Origin of the sequence: Pseudomonas anguilliseptica (assembly GCF_900105355.1) — a bacterium.
Taxonomy (GTDB): Bacteria; Pseudomonadota; Gammaproteobacteria; order Pseudomonadales; family Pseudomonadaceae; genus Aquipseudomonas; species Aquipseudomonas anguilliseptica.
Window position 1 is genome coordinate 3,062,966 of the sequence record NZ_FNSC01000001.1, and the last position, 15,857, is coordinate 3,078,822.

A 15,857-nucleotide genomic window follows, 5' to 3' on the forward strand; every position below is an offset into this window, starting at 1 on the left:
GTACTGCTGTACATGAGCATTCCGAGCCTGTTTTTAACGCCGCAGGGCCGACGCGCAGCAGATCGTAAATAGGTTCTATGGCGTGCGTTGCAGCTCGCTCTTGCCGGTGGTACTGGCCAGTAGATGTTCCGGCAAATCGAGCAGGTCGTCGTCGAAGGTTTCCAGTGGCGGTGGGCGCCGTTCGAAGCGCGAGCCGAGCACCAGCAGGCAGGGGGTTAGTAGCAGGGTCAATACGGTGGCGAAGGTCAGGCCGCCGGCAATCGCGCTGGACAGCTGGGTCCACCATTGGGTCGATGGCGCACCAACGCCCAGGCTCGGGGTGAGCAGGTCGACGTTGACCCCGATCACCATCGGCACCAGGCCGAGCACCGTGGTCACGGCGGTCAGCAGTACCGGACGCAGACGCAGGCTGCCGGTTTCCAGCGCCGCTTCACGCGGCTCCAGACCCTGGCGGCGCAGCTGGTTGTAAGTGTCGATGAGGATGTTGTTGTTCACCACGATGCCCGCCAGGGCGATCAGGCCCATGCCGACCATGACGATGCCAAACGACTGGCCGTTGACCAGCAGGCCCATCAGCACTCCGGCGGTGGACAGGACGATGGCCGAGAGCACCAGCAGCGACTGATAGATGCTGTTGAACTGGGTCACCAGGATGATAAACATCAGGAAGATCGCCACCGCAAAGGCTGTGCTGAGGAAGGTCGCGGCTTCACGCTGGTCGGCGTCCTCACCGGCGAACTTCACCTGTACATCGCTGGGTATCTCGCCCATGGCCTTGCGCAAGGCTTGCAGGCGTTCGTCCAGACGCGCACCTTCGGCGATGTCGGCCTGCAGAGTGATGGTGCGGTTGCCGTCGACCCGGCGCAGGGTACCGACCTTCGGCGCCTGTTGCAGCGAGACGAAGTTGCTCAGCGGAATCTGCCCGGCCTGGGTATTCAGGGTCAGCCGGCCGAGCTGGTCGAGGGAGCGCCAGTTGGCCGGCAGGCGCACGCGGATATCCACCTCGTCGGTGGCGTCTTCCGGGCGGTAGGTGGCCAGTTTCAGGCCGTTGGTGACCATCTGCACGGCATTGCCCACGCTCAGCACGTCCGCACCGAAACGTGCGGCCGCCTCGCGGTCGACCTTGACCCGCCATTCGATGCCCGGCAGGGCGCGGTCATCCTCGATGTCCTTGAAGCCGCCCAGGCGCTGCATATTGGCGCGCACCTGTTCGATCAGCTGATCGGACTTGGCCTGGTCCAGCGAGCTGACCTGCAATTTCACTGGCTTGCCGCTGCTCGGGCCTTCCTCCTGCTTGCGAAACTCCAGAACGATGCCCGGGATGTCGGCAGTACGGCTGCTCATGTCGGCGAGGATCTTGCCGGCCGAACGCCGTTCATGCCATTCGACGAACTGGAACTGCAGGGTGCCGATCACGTCCGCACCGAGCTGACCGTCCGGCTGCGCCAGGGAGCGAGCGTAGAGCGCCTTGACCTCGCTCATGCCGAGCAGGCGCTTTTCCACTTGCTGTAGCAGGGCGTCTTTTTCTTGCACCGATAGATCGCCACGGGCGCGCAGCCAGATCTGCGCGTTCTCCGGTTCCACTTCGGGGAAGAACTCCACGCCATGGTTGAAGCGACCATAGGCGGTGTAGATCAGCGCAATCAGCGCGAGCATGCCCAGCAAGGTCAGGCCAGGGTGTCTCAGCAAGGTGCCGAGCAGGCGGCGATAACCGACGGCGCCACGGCCAGGCTGAGTGGCCTGCGGCAGGGGTTGGCCGCCAGTGACGGCGCCGAGCACCGGCAGAAACACCAGGGCCATGGCCAGCGAAGCGAGCAGGCAGACGATCACCGTGGCCGGCAGGTACTTCATAAACTGGCCGACTACACCGGGCCAGAACAGCAGCGGCAGAAACACCACCAGGGTGGTGGCGGTGGAAGCGATCACCGGCCAGGCCATCCGCGTGGCGGCATTGGCCCAGGCCTGGCGTGGCGTTTGCCCCTGATGCAGATAACGGTCGGCCAGCTCAGACACCACGATGGCGCCGTCCACCAGCATGCCAGCCACCAGAATCAGGCTGAACAGCACGACGATATTCAGGGTGAAACCGAGCATCCAGATCAGCAGGATGCCGGTGAGAAAGGCTCCTGGAATGGTCAGCCCGACTAATAACGCCGAGCGCATGCCCATGCTCGCCACCACCAGAATCAGCACCAGTACGATGGCGGTCATCACGTTGTTGAGCAGGTCGCTGAGCATGCTCTGCACCTGCTGCGACTGATCCATGATGTAGCTGACCTTGAGGCCTTCGGGCAGCAGCGGCTGGGCCTTGACCATCAGCGCCTTGACCTGCTCGATGATGTTGGCGCCGCTGCGCTTGGACACCTCCAGCACCACCGCTGGCTGGCCATTGATCCGTGCGTAACCGGTGGGGTCCTTGAAGGTGCGGTGAATGGTGGCAACGTCGCCAAAGGTCACCACGCTATTGCCCACCACCTTGATCGGCATGGACAGCACGTCTTCGAGGTTTTCGATCACCCCAGGCACTTTCATGCTCATGCGCCCGGCGCCGGTGTCCAGGCTGCCTGCGGCGACCAGGCGGTTGTTGCGGCTGACCAGGTTGAACAGCTCGTTGTAATCGATGCCGTAGCTGTCGAGTACTTGCGGGTCGACGACGATTTCCAGCAGGTCTTCGCGGTCGCCGCCGATTTCCACTGAAAGCACTTCGGCGATGCCTTCGACGTTTTCCTTCAGGCGGCGGGCGATGTACACCAATTCGGTTTCGGCAATCGGCCCGGACAGGCCAATCGACAGCACCGGAAACAGCGCCACGTTGACTTCATTGACCGTGGGTTCCTCGGCCTCCTCCGGCAGCTTGCTGCGGGCGGTATCGACCTTCTCGCGCACATCGGCGAGGGCCAGTTTGGCGTTGAAGCCGGCATCGAACTCCAGGGTTACCGACGCATGGCCTTCGCTGGCCATGGAGCGCATTTCCTTGACCCCTTCGAGGCTGCGCAGCTCCTGCTCCAGCGGCCGTACCAGCAGGCGTTCGGCGTCTTCCGGGCTGATGCCTTCGAGAGTGACCGAGACATAGATGATCGGGATGCTGACATCCGGGTTGGCTTCCTTGGGGATGGCGAAATATGCCGCCAGCCCGCCGAGCATGAGAAACAGCAGCAACAACAGGCTGGTGCGGCTGCGATCCAGCGCCGCAGCGATCAGGCCATGCATATCAGCTACCCCCTTTGGCCAGCTGGCTGATCACCTGCTGGCCCGGCTCGACAAAGCCCTGGCCGAGGGTGATCAAGGCCACCTTGTCAGGCAGACCGCTGACCCAGGCGCCCTGGTTGTCGACGCTGATCAGCTGCACCGGGGTGAACTGTACTTGCTGCTGTTCGTTGACCCACTTGACGCCATGCCGGCCGGCTTTATCCAGGCTCAGCAGGGCGGGCGACAGGCGATGGGCCAGGGTTTCTCCGGTCTGTACATGCAGGGTCGCGCTGGCGCCTGCCAGGCGTAGGGCTTGCGGGTTGGCAACCTTGACCTCGATGCGGAAGCTGCGTGAGCCCGGATCGGCGGCGGCGATAAAGTGCAGCTCGCCCTGCAGTTCGCGGCCGTCGAGCAATTCGACTTTAACCGGTTGACCGAGCTTGAGCTGGATGACCTCCTGCTGGGCGATCTGCGCGCTGACCTTGAGCTGGCTGATGTCCACCAGGGTCAGCAGGCTTTGCCCGGGCTGGACGAAGTCGCCCAGCTCGACCATGCGCTGGTCATACACCCCGGCAAACGGCGCATTGATCCGTGTGTTGCGCAGCTGCAGGCGAGCGCTGTCGAGCTCGGCGCGCGCCTTGGCCAGCTCGCTTTCCAGGCGCAGCAACTCGTTGGCCGAGATCAGGCTGCGTTCGCGCAGACGTTTGGCCGCACTCACGTCGCTTTCGCGCTGGCGAACGTCGGCCTCGCTGCGCGCCACCTGGGCTGGGCGGTCATCGGCTGACAGGCTCAGCAGCAGTTGCTTGGCGTCGACGCGGTTGCCCTTGTCCTGATCCAGACGCGTCACCGTGCCGCTGATCTGCGAACGCAACTCGACCCGGCGCCAGGCCTCAATCTGCCCCTGTACCACATGCTGGCGCTGCATCGGGCTGGCTTCCAGCCACTGCGCTTCAACCTTGGTCAGACCCTTTTCCTCGGCAGGCGCATCGGCGGTGGCGGTTTCCTGGGCCTTGAACAGCGAACCGCTGAACAGCCAGAGCACGAGCAGCAGACTGATGGCGACGGCGATCAACCAGGGGCGTTTGGACAACTGACTGAACATGGTGGTTACTCGTGGCGATAGGGTTGAGCAAGCAAGTCGGCTGCCTGGGTGCGCAGGCCGGCAATGATGAAATCGGTGACGCGGGCGAAATACTCCTCCAGGGCTATCGGCTCGGCCCAGTGGGCAAAACCACCGGAGGCGATACGCGCCATCACCCCGTTGACGCAGGCTTCAACGCCCCACAACAGGTTCTGGCAGTCACTCTGGCTCAGCGCCTGGTTATTCAGGGCCACGCCGAGCATGTCGCCGAAGAACAGCTGGTACTCGCGCTCCATATCGAGGAACTGCTGGCGGTACGGGGCTTCCAGGCGCTCCTGAAACTCCGGGCGGTCGCAGTGCAAGCACAGCTGCGCCTGAATCGGGTTGTTCAGCATCTGCTCGAAGGCGCGACGAATGACCCTGCGCATGGCGTCCTGTGCCGGGCTGGCGGCATGCAGTTCGCGCAACTCCAGCAGGTTGGCGCGGCTGAGGTCGAGTACCAGGCGCGCATACAGCGCTTCCTTGCTGGGGAAGTGCTTGTACACCGTGCCTTTGCCGATGCCAGCGGCGAGCGCCACTTCGGCAATGGTCACGCGGTCCCAGGGCTGCTCGGCAAATAGCTGGCGGGCGGCGTCGAGGAGGGCATTCTCGCGTTGTTCAAACAGCAGATCTTGGTAGCGCATGGACAGTTATCGGAAGTCGTGACCAGCGGTCATGCTATGACTGTTGGTCACGATCGAGCAAGCCGGCAGTTGTAACAGGCTTTGCCGTGGCTTGATGCGAAAGGGCGATCAGGGTGCGTTGAACTGCTGCCAGAGTTGCGCGTAACGGCCGCTGTCCTTGAGTTCTTGCAGGCCCTGATCGAAGAGTTGCTGCAGGCGTTCGCTCTCAGGCAATTGACGGGAGAAGATCAGGCGGTAGTCCCAGGTTTCATAGATTTGCGTGGTGGTCAGGCGCGCCCGCTCCTTGGCGCTGAGCTGGCTGAGCACATGGCTGCCCGAGCCTTTGACGATGTCCACCGCATCGATGCGCCCGGCGGCCAGCTTGCGCAGGTTGATCAGTTCATCACCGCTGGCTTCGTACTGCACCCAGCCGCGCTGTTCGGCTTGTTCCAGCACTGGCATCTTCGCCGAACCGAGCGGAATGCCAATGCGCAGGCCGTTGAGCTGCTCGGCCCCGGTCAGACTGCCATCCCAGTTGATGGGCTTGTCGCGGCGGTAGAACAGCACCACTTCATCGCGATACACCACGGCGGAAAACAGGCAGTCGGCCTCGCGTTCTGGCGTGCGGCCCCAGATGGCCGAGGCTTGCCAGCGACCCTGCTTAACCTCGGTGTAGGCGCGCTTCCAGGGGAAGAAACCGTATTCCACGCTGAGGCCCTGGGTGGCAAAGGCTTCATTGATCAGCTGCGGCACCACACCATAGTGCGGCAGCGCCTCACCGATAAAGGGCGGCCATTCGCCGATGGCGATGCGGATATGTTCCTGGCTATGTGCGGGCTGGCAGAGGCCAGCACAGAGCAGCAGAGCTGTGAGCAAACGGCACATGCGGTGCTCGATATTTAGCTTGCGGGTCACTCAAGCTAAGCACAGTTGTTGCCGCTGCGGGATGGTGCATGGAAGCGCAGTAAGCTAATGCGTGCTTGGTTTAAGACAGGTTCCTGCAATTGTTCAAACACGTGCACAAGGCTAGACTGCCGCCATGAAAGCCTTTCGTCGTGCCTATCTGGTTTTGTTCCTGGCCCTGATTCTGCCTGTGCAGAGTCTGGCGGGTTTGCTGCAGGCCGGCGAAATCTGTCCGATGGGTCATGGTAGCCAACAGCAAATGGACTGCTGTGGCGAGATGGCAATGCCGGCCGGTAATCAGCCTTGCCCAGACATGCTTAAGTGTTCCACGGCAACTTTACCGTTGCTCGACAGCTATAGGCTTCCTATCAAACCCCTAGTCAATGCGCGTGGCCCGTTGTGGTTGGCGCATGCTGTACTCCCCTCGCGTCCTCAGTCCGCGCCTTGGCGTCCTCCCCGCGTCTGACTCCTGTTTCGTCATAAACGTCGCCGTGCCGTAATGGCAGCACGGTGGCTGTTGCGCGCCCTGAATGGGCTGCGATTTCGACAGGAGTTACCACTATGTACATGTTTCTCCCCAGCCCTGTTTGGCTGCTCGGGGCTCTGGCGGCTGCCTTGTTCAGCCTGCCTGCAGCAGCCCTGACCCTTGATGAAGCCTTGCGCCTTGCCGAGTACGAAGCGCCTTCGCTGACAGCGCAAGCCGCGCAGGTTGAGTCTGCGCGTAATTTAGCGATACCCGCTGGTGAGCTGCCGGACCCCAAATTGTTATTGGGTTTACAGAACGTACCCGTTGAAGGTAACAACCGTGGGCGCTTCGATGCCGAGCCGATGACCATGCAAATGCTTGGGGTGATGCAAGAGGTGCCCAGTCGTGCCAAGCGCAAGGCCCGAGTCGAAGTGGCAGAGGCAGGCGTCAAGCGCGCGACCCAGGAACAGCATGTGGAGCGACTCAAGGTACGTCGTGAAACCGCCTTGGCCTGGATCGAAGCACTCGGTATCGAGCAGAAGCTGGCGCTATTTAGTGACCTCTACGCTGAAAATAACCTGTTAGCCAAAGCCGTAAGTGCACGCATCAGCGCCGGTCGCGGCGCCACTGCCGACAGCATTGGGCCGAAGCAAGAGGCGGCGTTGCTGGCCGAGCAAGAGGATCAATTGACCCAGCAGCGCGTGCAGCAGCGCGCCACCCTGCGGCGCTGGGTAGGGCCGCGGGGCGACGAGTCGCTGGCAGGGCCGCTGCCGAATTGGCCGGTGGATGCCGCGCACTATCAGCACAATCTGCAACGCCACCCGGAGTTGGCGCTGTATGAGCCGATGGCTGTTGAAGCACAGGCCGAGATCCGTCAGGCCGTGGCCGAGAAAACCCCGGACTGGAGCTGGCAGCTGGCTTACCAGAACCGTGACGCTGCGTTCGGCGACATGCTCAGTGTGCAAGTCAGCTTCGATTTGCCGTTATTTCCCGCTTCGCGGCAGAGCCCGCGTATTGCAGCCAAGCAGGCGCAGCTCAACCAGCTGGAAGCCGAACGTGCCGCCGCTGAGCGTGAGCATGCGCAGCAGCTGGCCATTGACTTGGCCGAGTACCAGCGCCTTGAACGGGCACTGCGTCGCAGCCAGGGCAGCCTGCTGCCCTTGGCCGAGGAGAAAGTCGCGTTGAGCCTGGCCGACTACCGCTCCGGCGCCGGTGAATTGGCCAGCGTGATTGCCGCTCGGCGCGAATTGATTGAGACACGCCTGAAACACATCGACTTTGCACAGGCGCGCGCGCTCACCAGCGCCCGCTTGTATTTCGCGTATGAAGGGGCTGAGCAATGAGTGTCGCAACTGTAAAAGGCGCCGTGCTGATGAGTCTGATGCTGGCCGTAGGTGCTGCAGGAGGTTACTGGATCGCGCAGTCACCGATGCCCCACGGGGCTGATGCCCCCCAGATGGCGCCGATGGCGGATAAGGGCCAGGTGCTCTATTGGTACGACCCGATGGTGCCGCAACAGAAGTTCGACCAACCGGGCAAATCCCCCTTTATGGATATGCAGCTGGTGCCGCGCTATGCCGACGAGGGCGGCGACAGCGCCGCCGTCAGCATCGATTCCAGCATCAGCCAGAATCTGGGCATGCGTCTGGCATTGGTTACCCGGGGGGCTGCGGCAAGCAGCCTGGAGGTGGTTGGTAGCCTGGCCTTGAACAGCCGTGATGTGGCCGTGGTGCAGGCGCGCAGTGCCGGTTTCGTCGAGCGCGTGTATGCCCGCGCCACAGACGATGTGCTGCAAGCCGGTGCGCCGCTGGCCGATCTGCTGGTGCCGGCTTGGGTCAGTGCTCAGGAAGATTATCTGGCCCTGCGTAATGCGGGTGATTCTGGCTTGTTGAGCGCTGCGCGCCAGCGCATGCGTCTGGCTGGCATGCCGGAGGCGCTGATTGCTCAGGTCGAACGTAGTGGGAAGCTACAAACGCTGTGGACGGTCACCAGCCCCATCGGCGGTGTGCTGCAACAACTTGAGGTGCGCGAGGGCATGACCCTGGCGGCCGGGCAAACCCTGGCCACGATTAACGGTTTGCGCACGGTATGGCTGGAGGTGGCTGTGCCGGAGGCTCAGACCAAAGGGCTGAGTAAGGGGCAGCAGGTCGAAGCGCGTTTGCCGGCATTCGCTGGTGAAGTGCTCAGCGGCAGCATTGCCGATATTTTGCCCCAGGCCAATTTGGATAGCCGCACGCTGCGGGTGCGGGTCGAGTTGGATAACCGCGATGGTCGCTTGCGCCCGGGCTTAACGGCTCAGGTACGGCTGACTCGCCCAGCTGAGCGCGAGGTTTTGTTAGTCCCCAGCGAAGCGGTGATCCGCAGTGGTCGTCGTGCACTGGTCATGCTCGCCGAAGCTGAGGGGCGTTATCGTCCGGTGCAAGTGCGTCTGGGTGCTGAGGCCGAAGGTCAGGTCGAGGTGCTTGAAGGGCTCGCGGAGGGCCAGCAGGTGGTTGCTTCCGGGCAGTTCCTACTGGATTCCGAGGCCAGTCTGCGCGGTATTGAGGTGCAGGGGCTGGGTCAACCTGCCATCGATATGAAGCTGGAGGCGGCGCTGCACGAGGCTGAAGGGCAAATTGATGGCATCGAAGCGGATGGCGTGATGCTCAGTCATGATCCCTTCAAGACCTTGGGCATGCCCGGCATGAGCATGCTTTTCCCGCTTGCCAGCCCGGCGCTGTTAGAGGGCTTCAAGGTGGGTGACAAGGTCAAGGTCGGCGTGCGCGCCGATGACGATGGCCTGCTGATTGAACGCCTTGAACACGTGCCTTCGGCGCAGCAGCAGGTGCAACCATGATTGCCGCGCTGATTCGCTGGTCGGTGGCCAACCGCTTTCTGGTGCTCCTGGCCACCCTGTTTGCCACGGGGTGGGGCATTTGGTCGGTGCAAAACACGCCGATCGATGCCTTGCCGGATCTGTCCGATACCCAGGTGATTATCCGCACGCCTTATGCAGGGCAGGCCCCGCAGATCGTCGAGAATCAGGTCACCTATCCGCTGGCCAGCGCCATGCTCTCGGTGCCAGGAGCCAGCACGGTGCGCGGCTTTTCCTTCTTCGGTGACAGCTTCGTGTATGTCCTGTTCGAGGACGGCACCGACCTCTACTGGGCGCGCTCGCGGGTGCTGGAGTACCTCAGCCAGATCCAGGAGCGCCTGCCGGCCGGGGCCAAACCGGCCCTGGGGCCGGATGCCACCGGAGTCGGCTGGATCTACCAGTACGCCCTGGTCGATCGCAGCGGCCAGCACGATCTGGCGCAGCTGCGCGCCCTGCAGGACTGGTTCCTCAACTTCGAGCTCAAGGCCCTGGCCAATGTCGCCGAGGTGGCGAGCATCGGCGGCATGGTCAAGCAGTACCAGGTGCTGCTCGACCCGATCAAGCTGGCCAGCCGCGGCATCAGCCAGCAGCAGGTGGCGGCGGCCATCGGTGAGGCCAACCAGGAAAGCGGCGGCAGCGTGCTGGAACTGGCCGAGGCCGAATATATGGTGCGCGCTTCCGGCTACCTGCAGAGCCTCGCGGACTTTCGCACCATTCCCCTGCGCCTGGATGCCGGTGGTGTGCCGGTGACCCTGGGCGAGGTGGCGCATATCCAGCTCGGCCCGGAAATGCGCCGCGGCATCGCCGAGCTGGACGGCGAGGGCGAGGTGGTCGGCGGTGTGGTGATCCTGCGCAGCGGGGCGAACGCGCGCAGCACCATCGACGCGGTCAAGCGCAAGCTCGACGAGCTGCAGGCCAGCCTGCCCGAGGGTGTGGAGATCGTCACCATCTACGACCGCAGTCAGCTTATCGACCGCGCGGTGCGCAACCTGGGCGAGAAGCTGGTGGAGGAGTTCGTCGTCGTGGCCCTGGTGTGCCTGGCGTTTCTCTGGCACCTGCGCTCCTCCCTGGTGGCCATCGTCTCGCTGCCGCTGGGGGTGCTGATCGCCTTTGTCGTCATGCAGCAGCAGGGCATCAACGCCAACATCATGTCCCTCGGCGGCATCGCCATCGCCATCGGCGCCATGGTCGACGCGGCCCTGGTGATGATCGAGAACGCGCACAAGAAGATCGAGCACTGGCATGCCGAGCATCCGGGCCAGCAACTCAAGGGCGAGCAGCATTGGCAGGTGATAGGTGCGGCGGCGGTGGAGGTGGGCCCGGCGCTGTTCTTCAGCCTGATGATCATCACCCTGTCGTTTATCCCGGTGTTCACCCTGCAGGCCTAGGAAGGCCGCCTGTTCGGCCCGCTGGCCTTCACCAAGACCTACGCCATGGCCGCCGCCGCCGGGCTGTCGGTAACCCTGGTGCCGGTGCTGATGGGTTACTGGATTCGCGGGCGCATCCCGGACGAGCAGCGCAACCCGCTCAACCGCGGGCTGATCCGCCTCTACCAGCCGGCCCTGGAACAGGTGCTGCGCCATCCCAAGGCGACCCTGGTGCTGGCCCTGCTGATATTTCTCAGCGCGCTGTGGCCGGCCAGCCAGCTGGGCGGCGAGTTCCTGCCGCCGCTGGACGAGGGCGACCTGCTGTATATGCCCACCGCATTGCCCGGCTTGTCCGCGCAGAAAGCCGCGCAGCTGCTGCAGCAGAGCAACCGCATGATCAAGACGGTGCCCGAGGTGGCGCGGGTATTCGGCAAGGCCGGGCGCGCCGACAGCGCCACCGACCCGGCGCCGCTGGAGATGTTCGAGACCACCATCCAGTTCAAATCGCGCGAGCAATGGCGCCCCGGCATGACCGCGGAAAAGCTGGTGGAGGAGCTGGACCGCGCGGTGCAGGTGCCGGGTCTGGCCAACCTGTGGATTCCGCCGATCCGCAACCGTATCGACATGCTCGCCACCGGGATCAAGAGCCCGATCGGAGTCAAGGTCGCCGGCAGTGACCTGGCGCAGATCGATGCTGTGGCCCAGGCGGTGGAGCGGGTGGCGCGTACGGTGCCCGGCGTCAGCTCGGCGCTGGCTGAACGCCTTACCGGCGGGCGCTATATCGACATCGACATCGACCGGGTGGCGGCTGCCCGCTACGGCCTGAATATCGCCGAGGTGCAGGACCTGGTGGCCGGCGCCATCGGCGGGATGAACGTCGGCGAAACTGTCGAAGGCCTGGCGCGCTTCCCCATCAACCTGCGTTACCCGCGTGAATGGCGCGATTCATTGAGCCGTCTGCGTGAGTTGCCGATCTACACCCCGCAGGGTAGCCAGATCACCCTGGGCACGGTGGCCCAGATCGGTATCAGCGACGGCCCGCCCATGCTCAGAAGCGAGAATGCGCGGCCCTCCGGCTGGGTCTATATCGACACCCGCGGCCGCGACATGGCCTCGGTAGTGAGGGACCTGCGCCAGGCCATCGCCGAGCAGGTGCGCCTGCAACCCGGCATGAGCCTGAGCTTCGCCGGTCAGTTCGAATTTCTCGAACGGGCCAATGCGCGGCTCAAACTGGTGGTGCCAGCCACCCTGCTGATCATCTTCGTGCTGCTCTACCTGTGCTTCTCGCGCTTCGACGAGGCGTTGCTGATCATGGCCACGCTGCCGTTCGCCCTGACGGGTGGCATCTGGTTCCTCTACTGGCTGGACTACAACCTGTCGGTGGCCACCGGGGTGGGCTTTATCGCCCTGGCGGGTGTAGCGGCGGAGTTCGGCGTGATCATGCTCTTGTACCTGCGCAACGCCTGGGCCGAGCGCCAGGCGGCGGGGCAGGGCACACCGGCGGCATTGTTTGCGGCTATTCGCGAGGGTGCGGTGCAACGGGTGCGGCCCAAGGCGATGACAGTGGCGACCATCATCGCCGGTCTGTTGCCGATTCTGCTGGGCAGTGGCAGCGGTAGCGAGATCATGAGCCGCATCGCCGCGCCCATGGTCGGCGGCATGCTCAGTGCGCCGCTGCTGTCGTTGCTGGTGCTGCCGGCGGCCTATCAGCTGTTGCGCCTGCGCGAGTTGCGGTGTCAGGGGGAGGGCGCTGGGGCCGTGTCTGCTTTATCCGAACAGGAGCGCAGTTAGTGGGCAGGTGCCTGGCGATCAGCGTTCAGGCTTAAGTTATGGCAGGGAGTAGGCGGCTGGCTGTCCGGGTCACAGCAGCTCTGATGTAACCCGGATGGCGAGTTCACTCGGCCACCCGGGCGGGTTCAGCTGTATCACTGGCCTTGCTGCATGCCTTGGCGCATCATGCTCATCTTGTCCTGCATGGCCTTGTGGTGTTCGGCGCGGATTTTCTGTTTTTCCTCCGGGGTTTTGGCGGCGTGCATCTGCTGCATCATCTCGTGCATCTTGCCCATGTCCATGCCGCCCATCATGCCCATGCCTTGGCCTGCGGTGGCGGGTGGGGTGGCGGCACCTTGGGGGTGATGGGCCTCCTCGGCAAAGGCCGGGGCGGCCAGCAGTGCGCCGGTCAGGGCGAGGGCGGTCAGGGTCTTGTAGGTGAATGTGCGCATGGTGTTTCTCCTGCTGGGTTTTATTGGGTTTTGCGGATAACGCTCAAGGAAGCTCGCTTGAGCAGTAGGGAATTGGCGATCACCGACAGCGAACTGGCGGTCATGGCGATCACGCCGATCATCGGGTGGAGCAGGCCGACGGCGGCGATGGGAATGGCGGCGACGTTGTAGGCCGAGGCCCAGATCAGGTTTTCGACGATCTTGCGGAAGGTCAGGCGCGACAGCTGCGCGGCCTCCACCAGGCCTATCAGGCGTCCGCCGACCAGGATCACGTCGGCGGCTTCCATGGCTACGTCGGCGCCACTGCCGATGGCAATGCCGACATTGGCCTGCTTCAGGGCCGGGGCGTCGTTGATACCGTCGCCGACCATAGCCACCCACGGGCCGTATTCGGCTTGTAGCTGGCGAATCACTTCGACCTTGCCGCTGGGCAGGACACCTGCGTGTACGCTGTCGATGCCCACTTGCGCGGCGATATGGGCGGCGGCGCGCGGGTTGTCGCCGGTCAGCATCACGGTGTGGATGCCCAGGGCGCGCAGTTCGGCGATGGCGGCCTGGGCGTCCTCCTTGAGGCTGTCGGCCACCGCCACCACGCCGATCAAGTGTTCGGCGCGGGCCACATAGAGGGCGGTCTTGCCCTGGTTTTCCAGGGGTTCCAGCTGGCTGGCCAGGGCGGCGGTGTCCACCTGGCATTGCTGCATCCAGCGCGCATTGCCGACGCGGATCAACTGACCGTCCACCTGGCTCTGCACGCCCAGGCCGTTGAGCGCCTGGAATTCGCTCAGGGCACCCAGTTCCAGGCCGAGTTCCTTGGTGCGTTCGACCATGGCCTGGGCAATCGGGTGCTCGGAGCCGTATTCCACGCTGGCCGCCAGGCGCAGCAGCGCCTGTTCGTCGACTCCGGCGCTGGGCAGGCAATCGGTGACCACCGGCTTGCCCAGGGTGATGGTGCCGGTCTTGTCCAGCACCATCACCTTGATGTCCTTGAACATCTGAATGGCGGTGCCGGAACGGTAGAGAATGCCGCGCTCGGCGCCGCGGCCGGCACCCACCATCAACGCGGTCGGGGTGGCCAGACCGAGGGCGCAGGGGCAGGCGATCACCAGCACCGCGACCGCCGACAACAGCCCCGGCGACAGCTCTGGGTTGACCCAGGGCAACCAGGTTGCGCCCCATACCAGCACGCCGCGCAGCGATTCGCCCCAGAGCAGCCAGACCACCAGGCTGGCCAGGCTGATCAGCAGCACCAGGGGCACGAAGCGCCCGGTCACGCGGTCGGCGAACTCCTGGATCGGCACCTTGGAGCTTTGCGCGTGCTCGACCAGGTCGATCACCTGGGCCAGGAAGGTGTCCTGGCCGACCCTGGTGGCGCGCACGGTGAGCAGGCCTTCCTTGTTCAGGGTCGCGCCTATCACCGCATCCCCCGGGCCTTTCTCCTTCGGCAGCGATTCGCCGGTGGCCAGGGACTCGTCGACATGGCTGTTACCCTCGACCACTTCGCCGTCGCTGGGGATTTTCTCGCCGGGGCGCACCAGCATCAGGTCGCCGACCACCACGGCTTCGATTGGCACCTGGACTTCCTTGCCGTCGCGCAGCAGCACCGCGCTCTTGGCCCCCAGTTCCAGCATCTTGCGGATCGCTTGGGAGGCGCGCCCCTTGGCGCGGGCCTCCAGATAGCGGCCGATCAGGTGGAAGGTGGTGATGGTGGCGGCCATCTCGACGAAGGAGGTCATGGGGTAGATAAACCCTACCAGGCCGATAAAGTAGGGCGGCAGGCTGCCCAGGCTGATCAGCACATCCATATTGGCGGTGCGGTTGCGCAGCGCCTTCCAGGCCGATACATGGGTGCTGGCTCCAGCGATAAACACCGGAATGGCGGCGAGCACCACCACGATGGCCAGGTAGCCGGGCACCGCTACACCGGCCATGGGCAAAACCATCAGCAGCATGATCAGGGTCGCCGGTACGCCGGCTATCCACATGCGTCGCCAGGCGTCGCGCAGGTACTGCTCTTCCTCTGCGGCCCCTGTGGGTTCGCCCTCGGTAGTGGCCAGCACCGCCTTGGCCACCTGATAGCCGGCTTGCTCCACGGCCTGCTGGAGGGCGGGAAGGCTGGTCTGCTCGGCATCGAACTCGATGCGCACCTTGTGGCTGGCAATGCTGGTGCTCAGCTCGGCGATACCCGGCAGGCGCTTGAGCGACTGGCTGACCAGGCCGGCGCAATGGTCGCTACCCATGCCGGGCACTATCAATATCGCAGTCTGGCGACTGCCGATTGATTCGATCGCATTCATGGCCTGGGCTCCTGTTGAGCAGGCTTAGTGGCGGCAGTGCCGAACAGTTGTGGGATCAAGGCTGGCATTCGCGTCATCTGCTGGCGCCTCCTGGCTTAGTGCCGGTGATCGTCGTGCCTGCCATGGCCGCTGTGCATAAACAGATGCATCAGCGGGCACAGCAGCAGGATCAGATAGGGCAGGGCAGCGAGCAGATGGGTTTCGTGCTCTTCCCAGAGGAGAAACAGGGCGATGGTTGCGAAAAACACCAGTGCAGGCCAGAGGCGCCAGGGGTTGTTGGCGGCATGGGCGCGATGCGGGTCATGGGGCATGTGGGCACTCTCCAAAAAACCGAGGGGCGCAGCGCTATGCATGGCGTGGGCCGGCGCAGCGCGGCTGCGGGTTTTAGCAGGGGAGAGTGGCGCTATTCGTTATAGCGATGCAGCTGCTTGCGAATAGGCGCGGGTAGGCTGGGGTGGAATAAGGGAATGCGCAGTAAGCGGCCGCTGCGCCGCTGCAGATCCTTGAGCAGGCCAAGGCTACCAGCCAGGGCGAACAGGGCGGTCAAGGCCAGGAGCGTGAGCAGTTGCTGGTTGAACGGCGCGTTCTGCACGGCGCTGCAGCTATCCGCTATGCCATGTGTCATGGCTGGCATGCTCGTGGTCGCTGTAGGAGACGACCTCGGCGGCGTCGTGGACGTGGGCGCTGGCAACCTGAATATGGGCAAAGGAGCAGGCGAAAAGCAGCGCACACCAGAGCGCCAGCAGATGTCTGCTGAATGCTCTATGGCGGCTGCGCATCGCCTGGATCATGGAATTTTTCCGTGTCGATAAAATACTG

At 63.9% G+C, this 15,857-nt stretch carries 11 protein-coding genes and 1 pseudogene; 3 read left to right on the forward strand and 9 right to left on the reverse strand.

Annotation, left to right across the window (positions count from 1 at the left end; genetic code table 11):
- Positions 1 to 75 precede the first annotated feature (75 nt).
- The 4 genes from BLW24_RS14875 to BLW24_RS14890 form a co-directional block, all read right to left on the reverse strand.
- Entirely contained in the window at positions 76 to 3,210 is a 3,135-nt protein-coding gene (locus BLW24_RS14875; RefSeq protein WP_090383043.1) for an efflux RND transporter permease subunit, read from the reverse strand.
- Position 3,211: 1 nt separating this feature from the next.
- Positions 3,212 to 4,291 (reverse strand): efflux RND transporter periplasmic adaptor subunit, encoded by a 1,080-nt coding sequence (locus BLW24_RS14880; RefSeq protein ID WP_090383046.1) that lies wholly within the window; start codon positions 4,289 to 4,291, stop codon positions 3,212 to 3,214.
- A 5-nt stretch (positions 4,292 to 4,296) separates the two neighbouring features.
- Positions 4,297 to 4,953 carry a TetR/AcrR family transcriptional regulator gene (locus BLW24_RS14885; protein ID WP_090383049.1) on the reverse strand — a complete coding sequence of 219 codons (657 nt, stop codon included), beginning with the start codon at positions 4,951 to 4,953 and terminating at the stop codon, positions 4,297 to 4,299.
- Positions 4,954 to 5,061: 108 nt separating this feature from the next.
- Complete coding sequence (locus BLW24_RS14890; protein ID WP_167360379.1) at positions 5,062 to 5,847, reverse strand: substrate-binding periplasmic protein; 786 nt, start codon at positions 5,845 to 5,847, stop codon at positions 5,062 to 5,064.
- Positions 5,848 to 6,396: 549 nt separating this feature from the next.
- On the opposite strand from BLW24_RS14890, the gene BLW24_RS14895 reads away from it, so the two are divergent.
- The 3 genes and pseudogenes from BLW24_RS14895 to BLW24_RS14905 all read left to right on the forward strand — a co-directional run bounded on the left by BLW24_RS14895 (position 6,397) and on the right by BLW24_RS14905 (position 12,313).
- The gene (locus BLW24_RS14895; protein ID WP_090383054.1) at positions 6,397 to 7,644 is read left to right on the forward strand and encodes a TolC family protein; all 1,248 of its coding nucleotides are present in this window, start codon (positions 6,397 to 6,399) and stop codon (positions 7,642 to 7,644) included.
- A complete protein-coding gene (locus tag BLW24_RS14900) occupies positions 7,641 to 9,137 on the forward strand; it encodes an efflux RND transporter periplasmic adaptor subunit (RefSeq protein WP_090383061.1) in 1,497 nt (498 codons plus the stop codon). The genes BLW24_RS14895 and BLW24_RS14900 overlap by 4 nt, the downstream gene beginning before the upstream one ends.
- Positions 9,134 to 12,313: pseudogene (locus tag BLW24_RS14905) on the forward strand (efflux RND transporter permease subunit). The gene BLW24_RS14900 and the pseudogene BLW24_RS14905 overlap by 4 nt, the downstream one beginning before the upstream one ends.
- A 134-nt stretch (positions 12,314 to 12,447) precedes the next feature.
- Here the strand turns inward: BLW24_RS14905 and BLW24_RS14910 are convergent.
- The 5 genes from BLW24_RS14910 to BLW24_RS25990 all read right to left on the reverse strand — a co-directional run bounded on the left by BLW24_RS14910 (position 12,448) and on the right by BLW24_RS25990 (position 15,829).
- Positions 12,448 to 12,744, reverse strand: a complete 297-nt coding sequence (locus BLW24_RS14910) for a hypothetical protein (protein ID WP_090383067.1) — start codon at positions 12,742 to 12,744, stop codon at positions 12,448 to 12,450.
- Between the two features lie 20 nt (positions 12,745 to 12,764).
- A complete protein-coding gene (locus BLW24_RS14915; protein ID WP_090383072.1) occupies positions 12,765 to 15,038 on the reverse strand; it encodes a heavy metal translocating P-type ATPase in 2,274 nt (757 codons plus the stop codon).
- 95 nt (positions 15,039 to 15,133) lie between these two features.
- Positions 15,134 to 15,391 (reverse strand): DUF2933 domain-containing protein, encoded by a 258-nt coding sequence (locus tag BLW24_RS14920; protein WP_420874997.1) that lies wholly within the window; start codon positions 15,389 to 15,391, stop codon positions 15,134 to 15,136.
- 50 nt (positions 15,392 to 15,441) lie between these two features.
- On the reverse strand, positions 15,442 to 15,663 hold the full coding sequence (locus BLW24_RS14925; RefSeq protein ID WP_167360380.1) for a hypothetical protein: 222 nt from the start codon (positions 15,661 to 15,663) through the stop codon (positions 15,442 to 15,444).
- Positions 15,641 to 15,829: a hypothetical protein gene (locus BLW24_RS25990; RefSeq protein WP_090383088.1), complete on the reverse strand. Its 189-nt coding sequence runs from the start codon at positions 15,827 to 15,829 to the stop codon at positions 15,641 to 15,643. Before BLW24_RS25990 ends, BLW24_RS14925 begins: the two co-directional genes overlap by 23 nt.
- Between the last annotated feature and the right edge of the window lie 28 nt (positions 15,830 to 15,857).